Raw genomic sequence first — 22,018 nt, 5'->3', positions numbered from 1 at the left:
TCGATCGGCGATTCCTACCCCATCACCGACGCCAGAACCTGCACGACCTGTTCGGATCCATAGGGCTTCTTCAGCACCGGCACCGCGGCAAAGCGTTCCGGCATGGTGGCGGACTCGCCGTAGCCGGTGGCGAAGATGAACGGGATGCCGAGTTCCCGCAGCCGGTCGGCGACGGCGACGGACGTTTCACTGCCCAAATTCACATCAAGCACGCCGACCACCGGCGGATCGTCGTCGATCAGCGACAGGGCATGGCGGACGCCGGCGGCGGTGTTGACGCGGCTGGCACCGAAGCTCATCAGCACGTCTTCCGTCGCCATGGCGATGATCATGTTGTCTTCCAGCAGCAGCACCGGACCGCCGATGGAAAAATCCACCGACGGAACGGGCTGGCCAGCCCGTCCGGCCGATGGCACGGCCGAGGCAACCGTGACGTAGACCGCCGGGATCATGAAACGCGCCCGCAGACCCGACAGTACATAGGTGACCTCCGCCTGTCCCCCGATGTCGTGTGGGACGGAGCGTTCGATCACCGTCGTGCCGAAGCCGGTGCGCGACGGCGCCCGAACCGGCGGGCCGCCATTTTCCTGCCAGTCGATATGGAGGCATCCGCCCCCGTCGATCGACCAGCACGCTTCGACCCAGCCGCCGCTGTCGCTGAGCGCGCCGTATTTTGCCGAGTTTGTCGTCAGTTCATGCACCACCAGCGCGAAGACCGAGAAAGCCTGCGGTGCAAGAAGCACCTCCGGCCCGGACAACCGGACCCGCTCGGCCTTCGCGGACAGATAGGCGCCGGTCTCCGCCACGATCAGGGCACGCAGCGAGGCCGGCCCCCAATTGTCGGCGGTGATCTGGTCGTGGGCACGGGCCAGCGCCTCGATCCGACCGGCGACGATGGCGGCGAACTGCTGCACCGTCTCGGCCCCGCTTTCGCTCTGGCGCACCAGCGCGCGGACGAGGCTGAGGATGTTGCGGACCCGGTGGTTCAGTTCGGCGATCAGCAGTTCCTGCCGCTCGCTGGCCTGACGGCGGGCGCGGCCGGCGACGTCGGCCAGCCGCAGCACCACCTCCAGCAGGGTCACCCGCAGCGATTCGGCTGTGCGCAGGTCGACGTCGCTCCACGGCCGGGACCGGCCGATCACCGTCTCCTTCCATGCCTCGAAGCTCTTGCGCGGGGTCAGGCGCGGGCCGTTGGGTCCGTACTGCGCCGGCTTCGACGGGTCGCCGCCCCAGGTGACGGTGCGCACCAGTTCCCTGCGGAAGAAGACCAGATAATCGCGCGGCGTGCGCGACACCGGGATCGCCAGCAGACCGCAGGCGCGTTCGGTGAAATCGCGTGCCGGCGGATGGACCGCTCCCAGATGGTCGCTGACATAGACCATGCTGGGCGGCGCCCGGTGCAGGAAACGCATGACGCCAAGCGTCTCCTCACGCGTCGGGGTCTCGCCCTCCAGATGCAGTTCGCCGTCGATGCAACAGGCGAAGCCGTCGCACTGGATCAGCCCCCTCAACTCCCCGGCAAAGGTGATCAGGCTTTCCAGCGGCGATTCGCTGTCGGCGAGCATCGACATGATGCGGACATGGGCGCGGCGGGCCTGGGCCTCGTGCTGGCTCTCCTGCTCGCGCTCCCGCCCTTCCAGCAGCAGCGAAACCATCTGGCCGAACAGTTCGGCCGTCGTGCGCCGTTCGAAGGACAGCGAACGGGCGCGGCGATGGTGGCAGGCGAACAGGCCCCACAGCTTGCCATGGCGCAGGATCGAGACCGACAGGGAGGCGCCGACGCCCATGTTGCGGAGATATTCGACATGGACCAGCGACACGCTGCGCAGCAGGCTGAGCGTCAGGTCGAGCGGCTGGCCGGTCGGGTCGAAGGCCGGCACCACCGGCACCGGCTGGGCATTGACGTCGGCGATGCAGCGCAGCCAGTTGCGCTCGTACAGGCGCCGGGCCTGCTGCGGAATGTCGGAGGCGGGGTAGCGCTGGCCGAGGAAGCTGCCGATGCCATGCACCGCCGATTCCGCGATCACCTCGCCCGACCCGTCTTCGGCGAAACGGTAGACCATCACCCGGTCGAAGCCGGTCAGCGCCCGCATCTGCCGGGCGGTCTCGCGGCAGAAAGCCTCGAAACCACGGGTGTTCTGGACCCGCGCGATCATCGAGCGCAGCAGCGACCCGGAATCCTGCGGCCCCTCGCCCTCGCTCGGTTCCGCCTCGATCACGATGGCAGAACCGGACAGATGGACGGCGACGTCGCAGACCGGGACCGTATCCGTCAGCCGGACGCCAAAGGCCCGCTCGACGCTGCCGTTGATATGGGCGACCTGGAGCCGGCCCCGGATGGTATGCAGCGCCTCCCCACCGATCACGCTGGCCAAGGGCGTGCCGAGCAGATCCTCGGGCTCCACTCCCAGCCAGCTGCCGATGTTGGCGGAGACATGCAGGACGATCCAATCGGCCGAAACGGCGATCAGGAAGCCCGTCGGCTGGATCAGGCCCAGCTGATGGATGGGCTCGCGGTCGCAATCGGTGAGGTCGACGGACCCCTTGGGTACCGAACCGCTCATCGAACGAAGACTTCGGACAAACGCGACCTCAAGCGGAAGCTGGACCGTATCCCTTGCCAGGACCTGCCAAAGGGAACCCATGACAATCTAGGCAAGGCAATGCAGCACCGCAACATTGCCAAACAGACTATTCCTATGATCCAATAAAGGCCCGTTAACTTAACATAGGATAAGATTTCTGCCTTTTTGTCCGATCATTTGGACCGATCGGGCCGGATCCGAACAGTATGCGCGTGGAATTTCGGCAGGCTTGCCACAACCGGCAAGCGGTGCCGATGGGATCGTCCCACGGAGGCGTGATGGCGCATTCCGGTTGGCGGACCGGCTCGGAAACCGAGTTTTCGCGAGGCATTGCCCCTGCCCTGCACGCGAAGCGGGACGCCGGCACGCAGGCCGGCACGCAGGTTGACGGTCAGCCGCGGCCGGCGATCAGGCTGTCGGCAGCGGCGCGGGCTTCCGCCGTGACGGTGGCGCCGGAAAGCATGCGGGCGATCTCCTCGCGCCGCTCGTCGCCGTCCAGCTCGGTGACGCCGGTTGTGACCTGCTCACCCGTCTGCGACTTCTGCACCTTCAGATGCACGGCACCGCGCGCCGCGACCTGCGGGCTGTGGGTGACGACCAGCACCTGCAGGCCGTGGCCGAGCGTCTCCAGACGCTCGCCCACCGCAGCGGCGACGGCGCCGCCGATGCCGGTATCGACCTCGTCGAACACCAGCGTGCCGACGGTGGAGGTCTGGGCCAGCACCACCTTCAGGGCCAGCATGAATCGGGCCAGCTCGCCGCCGGATGCGATCTTGTTCAAGGCGCCGGCCGGCGAACCGGGATTGGTCGCCACCTGGAAGGCGACGCGGTCGATGCCAGCCGCGCTCCACTCCGATTCGTCGAGCGGTTCGACCAGGGTGCGGAACTTGGCCTTTTCCATCTTCAGCGGCGCCAGCTCGGCCGCCACCGAGATGTCGAGCCGGCCGGCGGCCTCGCGGCGGGATGCCCCCAGCGCCTCGGCGGCCTTGTGGAAGGCGGCGCGGGCCAGTTCGGCCTCCTTCGCCAGCTTTGCCAGCAGGTCGCCCTGATCCTCGATCAGCAGCAGGCGACCGGCCATCTCGTCGCGCAGACGCGCCAGCGCATCGACGGCCACGCCATGCTTGCGGGCGGCGGCACGCAGGGCGAACAGGCGCTCTTCCAGCTTTTCCAGGGCGCGCGGGTCCATGTCCACGCCGCTGGATGCCGATTGCAGGGCGGCGATTGCCTCCGCCGCCTCGGTCGCGGCACGGTCGAGCGCGGCGATCACCGGATCCAGCGTGCCGCCGGCCTTGTCGGCGATGCGGCTCAGCGTGCGGATGGCCGACGACAGCGCGCGTTCGACGCCACGGTCGCCCGACAGCTCGGCATAGGCGGCGTTCATGCCGTCGACCAGCTTTTCCCGGTGCATCAGCACCGCGCGGGTTTCCGACAGCTCCTCCTCCTCGCCGGCCTTGGGGGCGAGCGCATCCAACTCGGCCACCGCATGGCGGAGATATTCCTCCTCCGAGCGGGCGCGGGCGATGTCGGCGGCGGCGGAGTGGCGCGCATCCTCGACCTGCCGCCAGGCCCGGTGGGCGGCGGCGACCTGCGCCGCCCGGGCCGACAGCCCGGCATAGGCATCGAGCACGCCGCGGTGGGTCTGCGGGTTCAGCAGGCCATGGGTGTCGAACTGGCCATGCACCTCGACCAGTTCGGCGCCCAGCGTCTTCAGCAGGCCGACGCCGACCGGCTGGTCGTTGACCCAGGCGCGGCTGCGGCCATCGGTGTTGACGGTGCGGCGGATCACCAGCGTCCCGTCACCCGAGCCGCCCCCGCTGTCGGAGGCCAGCCCCTGTTCCTTCAGGATGGCAAAGGCCGGATGGTCGCCGGACAGCTCGAATTCCGCGGTGACGGACGCCTGATCGGCGCCGTGGCGCACCAGTCCGGAATCGGCGCGGGCGCCGAGCGCCAGCCCGAGCGCGTCGAGCAGGATCGACTTGCCGGCACCGGTCTCGCCGGTCAGGGCGCACAGGCCCTTGCGGAAGGACAGGCTGAGCCGCTCGATCAGGACGACGTCCCGGATCGTCAGCGACACCAGCATGGAACGGCCTAGAACAGGGAGTTCCAGGCTTTGCTGATCCACGACTTCTCGTTTCGCTCGGGACGCAGGTTGGCGTCCACCAGCAGTGCGTAGCTGTCCGTGTACCATTCGCTGCCGGGGAAGTTGTGGCCGAGCACTGCCGCGGCGGCCTTCGCCTCGTCGGCCACGCCCAGCGCCAGATAGCACTCCACCAGGCGGTGAAGCGCCTCCGCCACATGGGACGTGGTCTGGTAATTTTCAACGACGACGCGGAAGCGGTTGATCGCGGCGGTATATTGTTTCTGACGCAGGTAGAAGCGCCCGACCTCCATCTCCTTGCCGGCAAGGTGATCGTTGGTCAGGTCGATCTTCAGCTTCGCGTCGCGGGCATACTGGCTTTCGGGGAAGCGGCGGACCACCTCCGACAGCGCGTCGAGCGATAGCCGGGTCATCCGCTGGTCGCGGCGCACGTCGGTGATCTGCTCGTAATAGCACAGCGCCCGCATGTAGTAGGCGTAGTCGACATCCGGGCTGCCCGGATGAAGCTGGATGAAGCGGTCGAGCGCCAGGATGGCGTCGTCGTACTTCAAATCCTGATAATGGGCATAGGCGGCGAGCAGCTGCGCCTTGCTGGCCGACTCCGAATAGGGGTGCTGGCGCTCCACCTCGTCGTAGAGCTTGGCCGCCCTCTTGAAGGCCTCCTCGCGCATCGCCGCGTCGGCTTCCGACAGAAGCTGGTCGGCCGGGCGTTCGACATATGCGTCCTCCTTGGTGGAGGAGCAGGCGGACAGGGCGGCGGACAGGAGGATGGCCGTCAGCGGCAGGCGGTACGGGCGAGGAAGCATCGTCGTCTTGGGCGCTTTCGAAGTTGCCCCTGTATAGCACGCCGGGGTGAGGGCGCCGCAAGCGGTAACGCGGGGGTGGGCAAGAAGCCTCCGGGACGACCCGCGACGACCCGACCCGCCACATCGCGCACGCCCTCCCTGGCCGCCCCTCCCCGTCGGACGGCCAGGGAATGGCGGCGGCCGATAGGGACAGGGATGGAACGTTTGGAACGCCGTGAAACGGTTTTCCGACCCCTGTTCACTGTTCCATCCGGGTGCAAGCCCGCGTCGGGCAGCGTCAGGCGGCCTCCTCCACCGCCTCGCCGGCCCCGCGCCGCCGCACCAGGGACGCGGCATGTTCCAGCACCTCCGGGCCGGCACCCGGCCGATGGGCGTTCTCGGCGATGTGGCGGCGGTAGGCACGGGCGCCGGGCAATCCCTGGAACAGGCCCAGCATGTGTCGGGTGATGGACGACAGCGGCGTGCCCAGCGTCCTGCGCGCCTCGATGTAGGGCAGCATGGCGCCGATCACCGCATGGCGGTCGGGACCGGCCTCCCCGCCCATCAGGCGGCGGTCGGCATCGGCCAGGATATAGGGCGTCTCGTAGGCGGCGCGGCCGATCATCACGCTGTCGAGCGTGGCCAGATGCTCCGCCGCCTCGTCAAGCGTCCGGATGCCGCCATTGATGGCGATGCTCAGGTGCGGGTGCTCGGCCTTCAGCCGGTGGACGAGATCGTAGCGCAGCGGCGGAATGTCGCGGTTCTCCTTGGGGCTGAGCCCCTTCAGCCACGCCTTGCGCGCATGCACGATGAAATGGGTGCAGCCGGCGGCCGAGACGGTGCGGATGAAACGGTCGAGCGTCGGCCACTCCTCCATCTCGTCGATGGCGATGCGCGACTTGACGGTGACGGGGATCGACACCGCCTCCCGCATCGCGCCGACCAGCCGCGCCACCAGATCGGGCTCCGCCATCAGGCAGGCGCCGAACCGGCCGGACTGCACCCGGTCGCTGGGGCAGCCGACATTGAGGTTCACCTCGCCGTACCCCCACTCCTCGGCGATGCGGGCGCAGGCGGCGAGGTCGGCCGGGTCGGAGCCGCCGAGCTGGAGCGCCACCGGATGTTCCGCCGCATCGAATCCCAGCAGCCGCTCGCGGTCGCCATGCAGCACGGCGCCGGTGGTCACCATCTCGGTGTAGAGCAGGGTCGAGCGCGACAGCAGACGGTGGAAGTACCGGCAATGCCGGTCGGTCCAGTCCATCATCGGGGCGACGCTGAGCGGGATGGCGGGATCGGAGGCGGTCATGGCGGTCAGCTCCGCTGCGGCCGGAGAGAGCAAACTGGTCGAAATGCAAAAGGCCCGGCTTTGCAGCCGGGCCTCTAAGCTTGTCGCGCACCTTGGAGAAGGTGGCGTCCCCGACGGGAGTCGAACCCGTGTCGCCGCCGTGAAAGGGCGGTGTCCTAGGCCTCTAGACGACGGGGACGTCGTTCGCGGTGACGCGCTTTCTAAAGATCGGAGCCGGGGAGCGCAAGCGCTTTTTTGCATGCCCCGATATTTTTCGCCGGCGTCCAGCCCAAGCCCTTGGGAGTCCTCGGAAAAAACCCTAGACGGACCGCGCCGGGGCGGCATCGTCGATCAGCAACTGCACGCCCTCCGCGCCGTTCCAGCGGTCGATGCGCAGCACGCCGGCCAGGTGGAAGGGAGCGCCGCGGCCGTTCAGCAGGGCCTGGCCCATGTCGTTGTCCAGCGCGCGGAAGGCGATGGCCTTCAGCCGGGCGCCGTCGTTGCCCTGGAGGATGCAGCGCACATGGTTGGCGCCCACCACGTCGGCCCGCACCACCCGGGCGTCGGCGATGGCGAAGCGCGGTTCGGAATTGCCGGTGCCGTAGGGGCCGAGCTTGTCCAGCATCGTCACCAGCCCGACGCTGGCGCCGCCGACCGACAGCGCGCCGTCCAGTTCCAGCGTCGGCACCAGCGGCACGGCGGCGACCTGTTCGGAGATGCGGCCGTGCAGGAAGTCGCGCAGCGCGTCGAGCTTGTCCCCGGCCACGGTGAAGCCGGCCGCCATGCGGTGGCCGCCGCCGGCCAGCAGCAGCCCCTCCTGCCGGGCGGCGATCACCGCGGCGCCGAGATCGACGCCGCGCACCGACCGGCCCGACGCCTTGCCGATGACGCTGCCGTCTGCCGCCTGCTCCAGCGCCACCACGCAGGCCGGGCGGCTGTAGCGCTCCTTCAGGCGGGCGGCGACGATGCCGATGACGCCGGGATGCCAGCCCTCGCCGGCGACGAAGACCAGATCGGTGTCGCGCCCGGCGTCGGCGGCGACGCGCTCCAGCGCCTCGTCCAGCACCACCTGCTCGACGGTGCGGCGCTCGGCATTGTGGGCCTCCAGCCGCTGGGCAAGCTCCATCGCCTCGATCGGGTCGTCGGTCGACAGCAGGCGGGCGCCGAGGTCGGACGCCCCGACCCGGCCGCCGGCATTCACCCGCGGGCCGAGGACATAGCCGGCATGGTAGGCGTCGGGCTTCTCCTTCACCCCCGCCACGTCGGACAGGGCGGCAAGGCCGGGGTTGGCGCGGCGCGCCATCACCTTCAGCCCCTGCGCCACCAGCGCGCGGTTCAGCCCGGTCAGCGGCACCACATCGCACACCGTGCCGAGCGCCACGAGGTCGAGCCACTCCATCAGGTTCGGCTCGGCCCGGTCGCGGTAGAAGCCGGACCGGCGCAGGGTGCGGTTGACGGCGACGATGGTGAGGAAGGTGACGCCGACGGCGCAGAGCGTGCGGTAGGCGCCGTCCTCGTCCAGCCGGTTGGGGTTGACCAGCGCCACGGCCGGCGGCAGGCGCGGCTCGGCGGCATGGTGGTCGAGCACCACCACCTCCAGCCCGGCATCGGCCGCCGCCTCCAGCGCCGCGAAGGCGGAGACGCCGCAATCGACCGTCACCACCAGCCGCACCCCCTCCCCCTTCAGCCGCAGCAGCGCCGCGGCATTCGGGCCGTAGCCCTCCTTGATGCGGTCGGGGACATAGACGCGGATGTCGGCGCCGAGCGCGCGGAAGAAGCGGCGCAGCAGTGCGGCGGAGGTGGCGCCGTCGACGTCGTAGTCACCGAACACCGCGACCGCCTCGCCGTCGCGGATCGCCCGCGCGATGCGCTCGGCCGCAGGATCCATGTCGCGGAAGCGCGAGGGGTCGGGCAGCAGCGCCTTAAGCGTCGGGTTGAGGAAGGTCTCGCAGCTCTCCTCGGTGACGCCGCGGGCGGCCAGCACCCGGCCGACGATCTCGGGCAGTCCGCGCCCCTGGGTGAGGGCCTGCGCCTGCCGCTCGTCGCAGGGCCGCGCCTGCCAGCGCTTGCCGGACAGGGAGTTGGCGACGTTGAGGAAGGCGGCGGGCTCGGTCATGGCGGTGCTGCACAGTGTCGGGGACGGGGCACAGCCATAGCAGAGATGGGCGTGCCCTGCACGGCGGGCGTGGGCAGGGGTGGGATGTTTGCGGTCAGGTTGCGGCTACGAATGCCCCCTCCCCATCCCTCCCCCGCTTCGCGGGAGAGGGGGTAGGAGCTTTGTCGGAGCGTGGCGGAGTTCCCTCTCCCGCGCAAGGGGGGGAGGGTTAGGGAGGGGGCGACCGCAGCCGAACCTACGCCGCCCGCATCCACACCGCGGTATCATGGAACGCCGCGCCGCCGGCCGGCGGCACCGGCTCCGGCGAGGTCAGGCTGTTGATGCCCATGCCCTCGACGAAGGCGCTGTTGGGCCAGATGCCCTCGACGATCACCACGCCGCGCGGCACACCGGCGAAGGGCTTCGCATGGACCACCACGCTGCCCTGCAGGTTGCCGAGGCGCACCGGCGCACCGTCGGCCAGATCCAGCTCCGCCGCGTCGTCGGGATGGATCAGCGCGGTCGGCCGGCCCTCGCGCCGCTGGGCGGTCAGGGTCTCGGTGAAGGAGGTGTTGAGGAACTGGCGGGCCGGAGCAGTGACGAGGCGGAACGGGTGGTCCGCATCGGCATCGCGGCCGGGGGCCATGTGGTCCGGCATCTCCGGCATGCCGCCATAGGGACCGAGCGCCGCCCAGTCGGGGGCGAATCGGAACTTGCCGCCGGGGTGGGCGAAACCGTTGAGGAAATGCGAGGTTTCGAAATCGGGCTGGGCGTCGATCCAGCGCTGTTCCGTCAGCGTCGCCGCGTCGCCGAGATTCGACGCCTTCAGCATGGCGTCGACGATCTCCAGCGCGGTCATGCCGAAGCCCGGATGCTCGGCGCCGACGCGCCGTGCGATCTCGGAGATCACCCAGTGATTCTCGCGCGCCTCGAACTGCGGCTCGATCACCTTGCGGCCGATCAGGATGTGCATCTGGCCGCCGCCGCGGTAGATGTCGTCATGCTCCAGGAAGGTGGTGGCAGGGATCACCAGATCGGCCAGCTTGGCCGTGTCGGTCATGAACTGCTCATGCACGGCGACGAACAGGTCCTCGCGCAGGAAGCCCTGGCGGACGCGGGTCGAGTCCGGGCAGATCGTCACCGGGTTGGTGTTCTGGATCAGCATCGCCGTCACCGGCGGGCCGCCGGTCAGGTCGCGCGGGTCGCCGGTCAGCACCGCGCCGATGCGCGACTGGTCGAAGCTGCGGACCGACGTGTCGAGGCGGTCGAGCCCCTCCGACAGGGTCTTGTCGAGCTTGTAGATGCCCGACGAGCAGTAGAGCGCCCCGCCCCCCTTGTGCTGCCACGCGCCGGTGACCACCGGCAGGCAGGACACGGCATGGACCTGGGCCGCGCCGTTGTGGGCGCGCGACAGGCCGTAGCCGACGCGCAGGTAGGACCGCTCGGTTGTGCCGTAGAGGCGGGCGAATTCCTCGATCTCCGCGACGGTCAGGCCGGTGATGCCGGCCGCCCATTCGGGCGTGCGGGTCGCGAGATGCGCCTCCAGCGCCGCGGTGTCGCCGGCCATGCGGGCGAGATAGGCGCGGTCGGCGTGGCCGTCGCGGAACAGCACATGCATCACCGCGCAGGCCAGCGCCCCGTCGGTGCCCGGCCGCAGCATCAGGTGCATGTCGGAGACTTCGGCGGTGCCGGTGCGGTAGGGGTCGATGGTGACCAGCTTGGCGCCACGGCCCTTGCGGGCCCGGCTGACATGGGTCATCACGTTGACCTGGGTCGCCACCGGGTTGCCGCCCCAGTTGACGATCAGGTCGCTGTCCGCCATCTCGCGCGGGTCGGCGCCGCGGATGTCGCCATAGCCGGCGAGCCAGCCCATGTTGGCCGGCGTATCGCAGACCGTGCTGGTCTGGCGCGAGTAGCCCTTGGCATGGCGCAGGCGCTGGATGGCGCCGCGCTGCACCAGCCCCATGGTGCCGGCATAGAAATAGGGCCAGACCGCTTCGGGACCGTGGGTGCGCTCGGCGGCGAGGAAGTTGTCGGCGATGCGGTCCAGCGCCTCGTCCCAGCCGATCTCCGCCCACTGGCCGGATCCCTTGGGGCCGGTGCGCAGCAGCGGCGTCTTCAGCCGGTCGGGAGAATGCACGCGCTCGGCATAGCGGCTGACCTTCGCGCAGATGACGCCGGCGGTGTAGCTGTTCTCCGCCGCACCGCGCACCTTGCCGATGCGGTCGGGGGCGAGACGCTCCACCTCCAGGGCGCAGGTGCTGGGACAGTCGTGCGGACAGGCGGTGGGCTGGAACTGGGCCGGCAAGGCTAACCTCTGGTCTGGCTGGCGGCGGGAAGGCCGAAGTGTAGGCCGTGCCGCGCATCGGCTTCAATCCACAAGAATGGGGTGCCGGACATGCAAAGGGCCGCGGCGTCCCGGTATCCGGACGCCGCGGCCCCAGTCGCCGACGGGAAAAATCCCTTCCAGACTTACGGCTTTACATGAAGCCGAGCAGACGCGGGAACCACAGGGTGATCGCCGGCACATAGGTGATGAGGCCGAGGAAGATCAGCATCGTCAGCAGCCACGGCCACACCGCGACCGTCAGCTCGGTGATGCCCATCTTGGTGATGCCCGACGCCACGTACAGGTTGAGGCCCACCGGCGGGTGGCACATGCCGACTTCCATGTTCACGATGATCAGGATGCCGAAATGCACCGGGTCGATGCCCAGCTTCATGGCGACCGGGAACAGGATCGGCGCCATGATCAGGACGATGGACGACGGCTCCATGAAGTTGCCGGCCATCAGCAGGATGATGTTCACCACCAGCAGGAAGACCCAGACGCCCATGTTCTGGTCGAGGATCCAGGCCGCCATGTTCTGCGGGATCTGTTCCGACGTCATCAGGAACGAGAACAGAACCGCGTTGGTGATGATGTAGAGCAGCATCGCCGACATGCTGGCGCTGTCCAGCAGCACCTTCGGCACCCGGCTGAGCGGCATGTCCTTGTAGACGAAGACGGCGACGACGAAGGCGTAGACCGCGGCCATCGCCGCCGCCTCGGTCGGGGTGAAGATGCCGCTGTAGATGCCGCCCATCACCACGACGATCAGCAGCAGGCCCCAGAAGCTTTCGCGCAGGGCATGCAGGCGCTGGCCGAGGCTTGCCTTGGGCAGGCGCGGATAGCCGAAGCGGCGCGCCCGGTTCCAGGTGGTGAAGCCCAGGAACAGGGCCAGCAGCAGGCCCGGCACCACGCCGGCGATGAACATCTGGCCGATGGAGGGCGCCTGCGGGTGCCCGGTGGTGGCGACGCAGTACATCACCATCACGATCGACGGCGGGATCAGGATGCCCAGCGCGCCGGAGGTGGTGACGACGCCGGCACCGAAGTTGCGCGGGAAGCCCTGCGCCACCATCGCCGGCAGGATGATCGAGCCGATGGCGACCACCGTCGCCGGGCTGGAGCCCGACACCGCCGCGAACAGGGCGCAGGCCATGACGCCGGCAAGGCCGAGGCCGCCGTGCCAGTGGCCGACCATCGCGGTGGCGAAGTTGATCATGCGGCGGGCGACGCCGCCATGGGTCAGGAAATTGCCGGCCAGGATGAAGAACGGGATCGCCATGATCTCGAACTTCTCGATGCCGGTGAACAGCTTCAGCGCCACCGCGTCGATCGGGACGGTGGTCATGAAGAACAGGAAGGACAGGACGGTCAGGCCGAGCGAGATCGAGATCGGCATGCCGGTGAGCATGAGGGCCAGAAGAAGCCCGAAGATGATGGCGGCGTTCATGCCGGGCCTCCTTCCTTGGCGGCTTCGACCGGGTCGATGCCGTCGACATGGGCATGGTCGTGACGGGGAAGCTCACCGTTGCGGATGAAGCCCCAGGCGACCTGGAGGAAGCGGAAGCACATCAGGTAGGAGCCGAGCGGCACCGCCAGATAGATGATCCACATCGGCCATTCCAGGTCGGCCGACACCTGCTCGGTCTGCGAGATGTGGTAGACGAACCGGCTGCCCAGCGACCCGACGATGAAGGTGAAGAGCGCGCCGGCCCCGAGCCCGAACAGCACGAACTTGCCGTACAGCTTGGGCTCCATCCGGTTGATGACGACGTCGACGCCGACATGGATGCCGGTGCGCACGCCATAGGCGGCGCCGAACTTGGCCATCCACACGAACATGTAGATGCACAGCTCCTGCGCCCAGGCGAGGTTCCAGTGCAGCACATAGTCCTGGATGACGGGAATGCCGGAGAGATAGCGGTGGACGACGGCCGCGAAGATGACGAGCGTCGCCCCCGCCATGAGCGACGCGATCAGCGTCTCCTCAAGGCGGTCGAGGATTTTCATGAACATGTCGGGGAAATCTCCCGGTCGGCGGAGATGGTCGGGTCCATCGGAGCGTCGCCGCCGCGCATGAGGCAAGCGGTGGAGACGTCCTGATCGTCATCCCCGCGACGGCGGGGATCCAGGCCTGCACACTCATGATCCATGGTGGAAAGCATCCGGATCCCCGCCTTCGCGGGGATGACGGGCATGGTGCCGGCGGTGGGCCGGGCGGCGCCTTCCGGTCGGAAGACGCCGCCCCCTCACCTGCGGTCCTTACATCTTGAAGCCGGCGGCGGCGGCTTCCTTGTAGATCGCTTCGATCAGGTCCTTGCCGACGCGGGATTCGGCATCCTTGTGGACCGGCTTCAGCGCCTTCATCCAGGCCTCGCGCTCTTCCTTGGTCTGGGTGTGGAACTCGGTCTTGCCGGACGCCTTCATCTGGGCCAGCGAGACGTCGTTCTCATGCTGGGCGATGTCGTTGGCGTAGTCGGTCGCCTCCTTCATCGCACCTTCCAGGCTGGTGCGGACGTCGCCGGGCAGGCCGTCCCAGAACTTCTTGTTCACGATGACCGCATAGCCGAGATAGCCGTGCTCGGTCAGGGTGGCGTTCTTCTGCACCTCGTGCATCTTCTGGGTGAACATGTTGGACGGCGGGTTCTCCGTACCGTCGACGACGCCGGTCTGCAGCGCCTGGTACACTTCCGAGAAGGCCATCACCTGCGGCAGGGCGCCGAGAGCGCGCATCTGGGCGTCGAGCACCTTGGACGACTGGATGCGCAACTTCAGGCCCTTCACGTCCTCCGGCTTGATGAGCGGCTTGTTCGCGCTCATGATCTTGAAGCCGTTGTCCCAATAGGCCAGGCCGATGATGCCCTTGCTTTCCAGCTTCTGGAACAGCTTCTTGCCGATCTCGCCCTTGGTGACGCGCTGCAGGACGTCCTTGTTCGGGAAGATGTAGGGAAGGTCGAAGACCTCGAATTCCTTGGCGCCCAGCGGGCCGAACTTGGCCAGCGACGGGGCCAGCATCTGCACGGCGCCCAGCTGCAGCGCCTCCAGCTCTTCCTTGTCCTTGTAGAGCTGGCTGTTCGGATAGACCTCGACCTTGACCCTGCCGGCGGTCAGCTTCTCGGCCAGTTCCTTGAACTTCTCGGCACCCTTGCCCTTCGGAGTCTCCGGCGCGACGACGTGGCTGAACTTGATGACGATCTGGTCCTGGGCCCAGGCCGTGGACAGGGCCAGCGGCGCCGACATCATGCAGCCGACCGCCGCGGCGCACAGGAGCTTGACGAGTTTCATTAGGTGCGTCCCCCTCTGGTGTTGTTTATCGGTTGGACGGAATGTTCCGCCCTGAACTTGTTCCGCATTGTTCATGATCGGAGGGTTTGCGGCTATTGTGGATATCCGCAGAGTCGGCATATCCCACTTTCGCCCGATACAGCCATCGCTGCCGCCACCACTTTCGTTCCAGCCCCATGCCCGGCCCCATGCCCGACCTCACGCCCGGCCCCAAGAGCGGCCCCAAGAGCGGCCCCGACCGCAAGACCCTGTCCGCCGCCCCACCCGCCGCACGGACCGGGTGGGCGGTGCCGCACGCCATGCCGATCGTGGCGATGGTGCTGGTCGTCGTCCTGCTGGGCGCCTTCCTGTGGTTGCTGCAACGCAACGAGCGCGACGAGGAGTCGCTGGCCCTGATCAAGGATTCGCTGTGGGTGGAGCAGAACCTGCATTTCCAGCTCGCCTCCGACGAGGACAAGCTGGAACGGCTGGCGGAAGCGCTGGGCCGGACCGGGGTCGACCTGCGACAGTTCGCCGCGATGGCCCGGCTGGTGGTCAACACCAACCCGGCCATCGAACGGGTGCTGTGGCTGGACGCCCAGGGGCGGGCCGCGCTGTCCGAGCCGCCGCTGCCCGGTTCCGGCGATCGGCCGGCGGACGGCGTCGCGGCGGACGGGGCGTCCGGCCCAACGCCCGACGGGCTGACCCGCGCCGACGCGGTGCGCATCGCGCGCTTCTCCGGCCTGCGGGCCTATGGCGCCCCCTACCGGATCGACGCCACCGACCGCGGCTTCGATGTCGCCTTCCCGATCTTCCGCGACGGGGTCTTCGCCGGGGCGCTGGTCGGCGTCTTCTCGTTCGAAGCGATGCTGACCCACCATGTGCCGTGGTGGTTCGCCCAGCGTTATCAGCTGGAGGTGATCGACGCCACCGGCGCGGTGCTGGGGGCGAAATCGCGCATGGTGGTGCCGGGGGCAGCGGCGGAGGCGGGGAACGGCCCGGCGCCCGATCCGTCGCGCAGCCACGTCATCCCCTTCGACCCGCCCGGCCACGGGCTGGCACTGGTCGCCACCGCCTATCCCAGCGATTCGAACGTCACCCGCACCGTGCTGGTGGCGGCGATCTTCGCACTGACCGGTTCGGCCCTGTGGAGCCTGTGGTCGCTGCGCCGCCACATCGCCGGCCGCCTGCGGGCGGAGGAGGCCCTGCGCGAGGAGCACGCCTTCCGCAAGGCGATGGAAGACAGCCTGACGGTCGGCATGCGCGCCCGCGACCTGGACGGGCGCATCACCTATGTCAACCCGGCCTTCTGCCGGATGGTCGGGCTGGAGGCCGACGCCCTGGTCGGGCGCGGTCCGCCGATGCCCTATTGGCTGCCGGAGGAGATCGACCAGGCCGAGGCCGCCTTCCTGGACGTGCTGGCCGGCCGCGCCCCGGAAGCCGGGTTGGAGCTGCGCTTCCGCCGTGCCAACGGCGAACGGTTCGACGCGCTGATCTACGAGGCGCCGCTGATCGACGCCAACGGCCGGCAGACAGGCTGGATGGGCTCGGTCCTCGACATCACCGAGCGCAAGCATGCCGAGGAGCTGGCCCGCCAGCAGCAGGAACGGCTGCAGCAGACCTCGCGCCTGATCACCATGGGCGAGATGGCCTCCACCCTGGCGCACGAGTTGAACCAGCCCTTGTCGGCCATCGCCAGCTACTGCACCGGCAGCCTCAACCGGCTGCGCTCCGGCCGGTTCGACACCGACGAGGTGGCGGCGGCGCTGGAGAAGCTCGCGGCGCAGGCCAAGCGCGCCGGGCTGGTCGTGCGCCGCATCCATGATTTCGTCCGCAAGCGCGACCCGAACGTCGTTCCCTGCTCGCTCGCCCGCGTGCTGGAGGATTGCGTCGGGCTGACCGGCGGCGACGCCGCCCGGCTGGGCGTGCGGGTCGAGCTGGACGCTCCGGCCGACCTGCCGCCGGTCACCGGCGACCGCATCCTGTTGCAGCAGGTGGTGCTGAACCTGATGCGCAACGGCATCGAGGCGATGGCCCGCACCCCGCGCCCCCATCGCCGGCTGACCGTCACCGTCCGCGCCGGGGACGGCGTGCTGCTGACCGAGATCCGCGACCATGGCTGCGGCATCGCCCCCGACATCGCCGAGCGGCTGTTTTCCCCTTTCTTCACCACCAAGCGCGAGGGTATGGGAATGGGCCTGAACATCTGCCGGTCCATCGTCGAGCACCACCGCGGCCGGCTGTGGTTCGAGCCGGTGGCGGCGGACGCCGACGGAACGGAGGGAATGCCCGAGGGAATCCCGGAGGGCACCCGCTTCCTGTTCACCCTGCCCGTCCATATCCAGCACGCCGCGGAGGCTGCCGAATGACCACGCTCCACATCGTCGACGACGACGAGGCGATCCGCGACGCTCTCGGCTGGCTGTTCCAGTCGCGCAACGTGCCGGTGGCCGGTTGGCCCTCGGCCGAAGCCTTCCTGGAGGCGTGGCGTCCGGAAACCGCCGGCTGCCTGCTGCTGGACATCCGCATGGATGGAATGAGCGGGCTGGAGCTGTTCGACCGGCTGCTGTCCAGGGGCTGCCGCATGCCGGTGATCTTCCTGACCGGCCATGGCGAGGTCCCCATCGCGGTCAACGCGCTGAAGAAGGGCGCCCGCGATTTCGTGGAGAAACCCTTCAACGACAACGAGCTGGTCGACCGGGTGATCGCCGCGCTGGCCTTCGACGCCGAACAGCGCGAGCGCGAGGCCGGACAGGCCGGGCTGACGGCCCGGCTCGCCACACTGACCCAGCGCGAACGGCAGGTGATGGAGCTGGTCGTCGCCGGCCGCCTGAACAAGGTGATCGCCGACGAACTCGGCATCAGCATGCGCACGGTGGAGGTCCACCGCAGCCATGTGTTCGAGAAGATGCGGGTGAAGACGGCGGTGGAGCTGACCCGGCTGCTGACCGGCGCCGCCTGACCGCGGGAGGACCGGGCCGAGGCCCGCGGCACCTGGAACCGGCGCCCCATACCGCCCTGGCCGGAACACTCCGGCACCCTCTCGCGGTTGGAGTATCAGAGGTTGCGTCTTACCTTCACCAGCTCCCTGCTTGCCGTCGGCCTGGCGGTGACCGCGCCCCTGCTGCTGTTCGGCGCCGTCCTGGTCTGGCAGCTCGTTGTCCGCGAGCAGGCAGAAACCGAGGATGAACTGCAATCGATCGCCAGTTCGCTCTCGCTGGCGGTCGACCGCGAACTGGCCAGCCAGCTGCGCCCGCTGGAGTTGCTGGCTTCCCTGCTCCAGCCCAACGCCGGCGATCCGCGCCTGATGTATGAGGGAGCGACCGCCGCCGCCCACAGCCAGACCGGCTGGCTGGCGATGGGACTGATCGACGCCGACACCGGCCGCTTCGTCTTCCACACCCATTACCCCCTGGGCGTCCAGCCGCTGCCTCCGCCACGGCTGGACGACGTCACCCGCCAAGTGATCGAAAGCGCGCGCCCGGTGATCGGCGGCGTGCTGCCGCCGGGCGGCCCACCGGGGCGGTCGTCCCTGATCCTGCGCGCTCCCATCATCCGCTACGACCCGGCCAGCCAGACCGAGAGGGTGCGCTATGTGGTGTCGCTGGCACTGGGGCTCGAGGGCTTGGCCGGCGCGCTGCAAACCCGCAGGATTCCGCCGGAATGGACGGTGGCGGTCATCGATCCGACCATGCTGATCGCTGCCCGCTCCCACGACGCCTCCGCCTTTCTCGGCCATCGCATCACCCCCTCGCTGGAAGCGCATCTGACATCCATGACCGCCGGCCCTTTCACCGCCCGCACCAAGGACGGCGACTCGGTCTATGCCGTCTTCCACCGCTCGCCCGAAACGGGCTGGACGGTGGCTCTGGGCGTGCCGGTAGACCTTGTGGAAAAGCGGCTGAACACCCTGCGCCTGACGGTGGTCGGCGGTGCCGCCGGCGCCTGTGGCGCGACGCTGGTGTTGGCGCTGCTGGTATCGCGCTCCTACCGCCGCCGCCAAAGCGCCGAGGAGGAGGTGCGGCGCGCCCGGGAGGCGGTGCTGATCGAACAGCGCCGCCGGCTGGAATCGGAAAAGGAACATGCCGAAGCAGCCAACCGCGCCAAGGGAGAGTTCCTCGCCAACATGAGCCACGAGCTGCGCACGCCGCTGAACGCGATCATCGGCTTCGCCGAAGCGCTGATGTCCGGCATTTTCGGCGCCTCCCCACCCAAGCATGTCGAATACATCGCCGCGATCCACCAGTCCGGACGCCACCTTCTCGACCTCGTCAACGAACTGCTGGACATGGCGAAGATCGAGGCCGGCCGGCTGGAGCTGTTCCCCACCCGCATGGCGGTGGCGGACCTGCTGAACGATTGCGTGGGGCTGGTGGAGGCGCTGGCCCTGCGCAAGGGCGTGACGCTGACCGGCGGTGCCGTCGTCCCGTCCCCGATGGTCATGGCGGACGGGGTCCGCATGCGTCAGGCCGTGCTGAACGTCCTGTCCAACGCCATCAAGTTCACGCCCGCCGGCGGCGCGGTGCGGGTGGAGGCCGCCGCCGGGCCGGACGGCAAGGGAGCCGTCATCGTCATTGCCGATACCGGCGTCGGCATGACCGCGGACGAGATGGTGATCGCCATGGAGCCGTTCCGCCAGGTCCACAATTACCTGACCAAGGCGGAGGCCGGAACCGGGTTGGGCCTGCCGCTCGCCCGTCGCTTCGTCGAGGCCCATGGCGGCAGCCTGAGCCTCGACAGCAGCCCCGGCGTCGGCACGACGGTGACGATCCGGCTGCCGTGAGGACCGGTGTTTCGCGACGGATGCTCTCGGCAACTGCCCGAGGGTGCGCCCGCTACCCCCGCCGCGGCGGGCGCCCGGGAAGCGTGGCGCGCTGCAGCTTGGCGCCGGCAAGGTCGGCACCATCCATGTCGGCACTGTCGAGATTGGCGTCGGACAGGTTGGCCTGCACCAGACAGGTCCCCACCAGCAGGCTGCAGCGCAGGTCGGCGCCCATCAGGTTGGCCGCCCAGGAGCGGCCTGTCGGCCGGCCCGACGGATCCTTGATCGCCGCCGGTCCCAGCCGCACCCGCGTCAGGTCTGCACCGGCCAGCACGGCATAGCTGAGGTTGGCGCCCGACAGGTCGGCGCCCATCAGGTTGGCGCCCTCCAGGTTGGCGCCCGACAGGTCGGTCATCATCAGCCGCGCGCCGGTGAGCGCTGCCGCCGACAGGTTCGCCCCGCGCAGCGAGGCGGCGCTGAGGTTGACGTTGCGCAGGTCGGCCCGGCTGAGGTCGGCGCCGTCCAGGTCGGCGCGCTGGCCGCGCTGGCCGATGCTGTCGATCCAGCGCTCATGGTCGAAGATGGCGCGCTGGATCTCCGATCCCATGCTGTCGATCGGCCGGGTCATCTGCGCGGTGGCGATGCGGGTCCCGGACAGGTCGCAATCGGCCATGCGGGTGCCGACCATGTCGGCATGGTCGAAACGGGTGCCGTCCAGCGCCGCCCCCGACAGGTTGGCACCGTTCAGCCGCGCCCCCGACAGGTCCGCCCCGGTCAGCACCGCCCCCGACAGGTCGGCGTTCTGCAGCATCGCGCCGGTCAGGTCGGCGTCCGACAGGTTGGCGCCGCGCAGCACCGCGCCGGTCAGGTCGGTCGGGATGCCGCCCTCCGCCGTCGTGCCGTTCTGCAGGCGGGCCAGCACCGCCTTGTGGATCTGGCGGGTGCCGTCGGCGTCCTGGGCGTCGGGGCCGCCGCGCCGGGCGGGGCCACCCGGCTCCAGCGTGCCGGCACGCAGGTCGGCGCCCTTCAGGTTGGCGTTGGAGAAGTCCGCCGCACGCAGGCGGGCGCCGCGCAGATCGGTTTGCATCAGGTTGGCGCGGCTGATGTCGGCGTCGCGCAGGTCGACCCCGAACAGGTCGGCGCCGGCCAGGTTGGTGCCGTTCAACCGCCCGCGGGCGAGCCGCGCGCCGACCAGCCGGGCGCCGCGCAGATCGCGCTGCGACAGGTCCGCCCCCTCCAGGTCGGCCATGGCGAGGTTGGCCCGCACGCCGCCCGGCTGACCCTTGATCCAGCGGGCATGCCTGTCCAGCACCTCGGCCAGTTGATCGGGCCGAAAGAAGGACACGGTCGAAGCGGATGGGGTTGAGGTTGTAGGCACGGGCAGGTTGACGCCGTGGAAATGGTTACATCGCGCCAATCATGCGATTCATTCCTTACCGAAGGCTGAAGGAAACTCCTTTTGCGCATCCTCTTTTGGAGAATGCGTTTCGGCATGGCCTGTCTATCGCTTTCGCCGGAGCGGCCGGAACGGTCACCCGTTGGTGCATGGGAAACAGGAGCTTGGCCGGCCGGACGGCCTTGACCGCGCCTGCGCAGACCCGCCGTTCCACCCTGCCCTGCCCGGACAGCCCCCGAGTCGCGCCGGTTACCGTTCTGTAATCGAACCGGTTGCGAACGGGTCGCGAACGGCTCCGGTTCGGCATCCACCCTGCCCGTGACGCCGGCCGGCGGAATCCCTGGACCGCGGCAAAAACCCTCATCGGTTAACCAATGGTTTCTTGACAGAAAAGACCACGGACATCCTAAAACTGTCTCACTTTCGGATTAACGCACCGCAACGCACCTCGACCTTCGCCGGGGTGCGATGTTGGGCTCAGCCGGTCCACGGGGTCCGAACGACAGTGTGGACCTGCCGGGCCGGAGCAACGGGATATGAAGGAAGCATGATGAAGGATGCGGACGCCCGGTCATCCACGACCGCTCGCCCGGGCGCTGGCGAGAGCCACGCCACCGAACGCCGTCATCTCGACCGCCGCCATCTTCTGCGCGCCGGGCTGGGCCTGGCGGCGGCGACCGCCTCCGCCGGCGGCACCCTGTTCGCCACGGAGGAGGCGGAGGCCGCCACCCTGCGTGCCCCGCCGCGGGTGCTGTCCCTGGTGAACCTGCACACCGGGGAGAAGGTCAGCGCCGAATACTGGTCCAAGGGCCGCTACGTGCGCGACGCCATGCGGGCGATCAACCACCTGCTGCGCGACCACCGCAGCAACACGGTCCACCCGATCGACCCGAAGCTGCTGGATCTGGTGCATTCGCTGAGCCGCAAGATCGGCCGCCGCGGCCCGATCGAGATCGTGTCCGGCTACCGCTCGCCGGAGAGCAATGCGATGCTGCGCGAGGCCGACCACAGCGGCGTCGCCCAGAACAGCTATCACATGCGCGGCATGGCCATCGACCTGCGGGTGCCGAACATGTCCACCCGCCAGCTCCAGCGCGCTGCGCTGGGCCTGCGCGGCGGCGGCGTCGGCTATTACCCCGACAGCAACTTCGTCCATGTCGACGTGGGGCCGCTGCGCCACTGGTGAATGGGTGGACCACGGATACAGCGTGGTCCGGCAAAGCCCATCCTTCAGACGTTCCGGTACGATGTGGCGCCAAGTCCAGACGGGCTTCGGCGCCACAGTCGTTTTCAGCCCATGAGACGCCGCAGGGCCCGACTTCCCCCTTTGCGGTCAATCGCCCATGCCGCGCGATGGATCGGGCGGATCGGCTCAGACCCCTGTCACGCCGTCAGCGTCAATCCCTTCCAGGCGGGCTG

14 protein-coding genes and 1 tRNA gene are annotated in these 22,018 nt (G+C 69.0%); 4 read left to right on the top strand and 11 right to left on the bottom strand.

Annotated features, from left to right (window positions below):
- Positions 1-14 precede the first annotated feature (14 nt).
- From ABMY26_RS17975 to ABMY26_RS17930, 10 genes are all read right to left on the bottom strand, one after another.
- Positions 15-2,564: an HWE histidine kinase domain-containing protein gene (locus ABMY26_RS17975; RefSeq protein WP_372398555.1), complete on the bottom strand. Its 2,550-nt coding sequence runs from the start codon at positions 2,562-2,564 to the stop codon at positions 15-17.
- A 412-nt stretch (positions 2,565-2,976) separates the two neighbouring features.
- Positions 2,977-4,665, bottom strand: coding sequence for a DNA repair protein RecN (recN, locus tag ABMY26_RS17970; RefSeq protein WP_372399030.1), 1,689 nt, complete (start codon positions 4,663-4,665; stop codon positions 2,977-2,979).
- A gap of 8 nt (positions 4,666-4,673) precedes the next feature.
- A complete protein-coding gene (locus ABMY26_RS17965; RefSeq protein WP_372398554.1) occupies positions 4,674-5,489 on the bottom strand; it encodes an outer membrane protein assembly factor BamD in 816 nt (271 codons plus the stop codon).
- A 277-nt stretch (positions 5,490-5,766) separates the two neighbouring features.
- A complete protein-coding gene (gene dusA / locus ABMY26_RS17960; protein WP_372398553.1) occupies positions 5,767-6,774 on the bottom strand; it encodes a tRNA dihydrouridine(20/20a) synthase DusA in 1,008 nt (335 codons plus the stop codon).
- Positions 6,775-6,876: 102 nt separating this feature from the next.
- Positions 6,877-6,952, bottom strand: a tRNA-Glu gene (locus ABMY26_RS17955).
- A 120-nt stretch (positions 6,953-7,072) separates the two neighbouring features.
- Positions 7,073-8,869, bottom strand: coding sequence for a single-stranded-DNA-specific exonuclease RecJ (gene recJ, locus ABMY26_RS17950; RefSeq protein WP_372398552.1), 1,797 nt, complete (start codon positions 8,867-8,869; stop codon positions 7,073-7,075).
- A 235-nt stretch (positions 8,870-9,104) separates the two neighbouring features.
- Positions 9,105-11,156 carry a molybdopterin oxidoreductase family protein gene (locus tag ABMY26_RS17945; protein ID WP_372398551.1) on the bottom strand — a complete coding sequence of 684 codons (2,052 nt, stop codon included), beginning with the start codon at positions 11,154-11,156 and terminating at the stop codon, positions 9,105-9,107.
- 172 nt (positions 11,157-11,328) lie between these two features.
- Positions 11,329-12,627 carry a TRAP transporter large permease gene (locus ABMY26_RS17940; protein ID WP_372398550.1) on the bottom strand — a complete coding sequence of 433 codons (1,299 nt, stop codon included), beginning with the start codon at positions 12,625-12,627 and terminating at the stop codon, positions 11,329-11,331.
- The gene (locus tag ABMY26_RS17935; protein ID WP_372398549.1) at positions 12,624-13,193 is read right to left on the bottom strand and encodes a TRAP transporter small permease; all 570 of its coding nucleotides are present in this window, start codon (positions 13,191-13,193) and stop codon (positions 12,624-12,626) included. Before ABMY26_RS17935 ends, ABMY26_RS17940 begins: the two co-directional genes overlap by 4 nt.
- Before the next feature lie 246 nt (positions 13,194-13,439).
- Positions 13,440-14,462: a TRAP transporter substrate-binding protein gene (locus ABMY26_RS17930; protein ID WP_372398548.1), complete on the bottom strand. Its 1,023-nt coding sequence runs from the start codon at positions 14,460-14,462 to the stop codon at positions 13,440-13,442.
- Positions 14,463-14,650: 188 nt separating this feature from the next.
- On the opposite strand from ABMY26_RS17930, the gene ABMY26_RS17925 reads away from it, so the two are divergent.
- The 3 genes from ABMY26_RS17925 to ABMY26_RS17915 all read left to right on the top strand — a co-directional run bounded on the left by ABMY26_RS17925 (position 14,651) and on the right by ABMY26_RS17915 (position 19,224).
- Complete coding sequence (locus ABMY26_RS17925) at positions 14,651-16,810, top strand: PAS domain S-box protein (protein WP_372398547.1); 2,160 nt, start codon at positions 14,651-14,653, stop codon at positions 16,808-16,810.
- Positions 16,807-17,403, top strand: a complete 597-nt coding sequence (locus ABMY26_RS17920; protein ID WP_372398546.1) for a response regulator transcription factor — start codon at positions 16,807-16,809, stop codon at positions 17,401-17,403. Before ABMY26_RS17925 ends, ABMY26_RS17920 begins: the two co-directional genes overlap by 4 nt.
- Positions 17,404-17,505: 102 nt before the next feature.
- The gene (locus tag ABMY26_RS17915) at positions 17,506-19,224 is read left to right on the top strand and encodes a sensor histidine kinase (RefSeq protein WP_372398545.1); all 1,719 of its coding nucleotides are present in this window, start codon (positions 17,506-17,508) and stop codon (positions 19,222-19,224) included.
- Positions 19,225-19,276: 52 nt separating this feature from the next.
- On the opposite strand, the gene ABMY26_RS17910 is transcribed toward ABMY26_RS17915, so the two are convergent.
- Complete coding sequence (locus ABMY26_RS17910) at positions 19,277-20,548, bottom strand: pentapeptide repeat-containing protein (RefSeq protein ID WP_372398543.1); 1,272 nt, start codon at positions 20,546-20,548, stop codon at positions 19,277-19,279.
- 598 nt (positions 20,549-21,146) lie between these two features.
- Here ABMY26_RS17910 and ABMY26_RS17905 point away from each other — a divergent pair.
- A complete protein-coding gene (locus tag ABMY26_RS17905) occupies positions 21,147-21,785 on the top strand; it encodes a DUF882 domain-containing protein (protein ID WP_372398542.1) in 639 nt (212 codons plus the stop codon).
- Positions 21,786-22,018: the final 233 nt, after the last annotated feature.

The organism is Azospirillum sp. HJ39 (assembly GCF_041507355.1).
GTDB classification, from domain to species: domain Bacteria; phylum Pseudomonadota; class Alphaproteobacteria; order Azospirillales; family Azospirillaceae; genus Azospirillum; species Azospirillum thiophilum.
The sequence above is the reverse complement of the archived record's forward strand: the minus strand, read 5'-3'. Positions and strand labels throughout refer to the sequence as shown.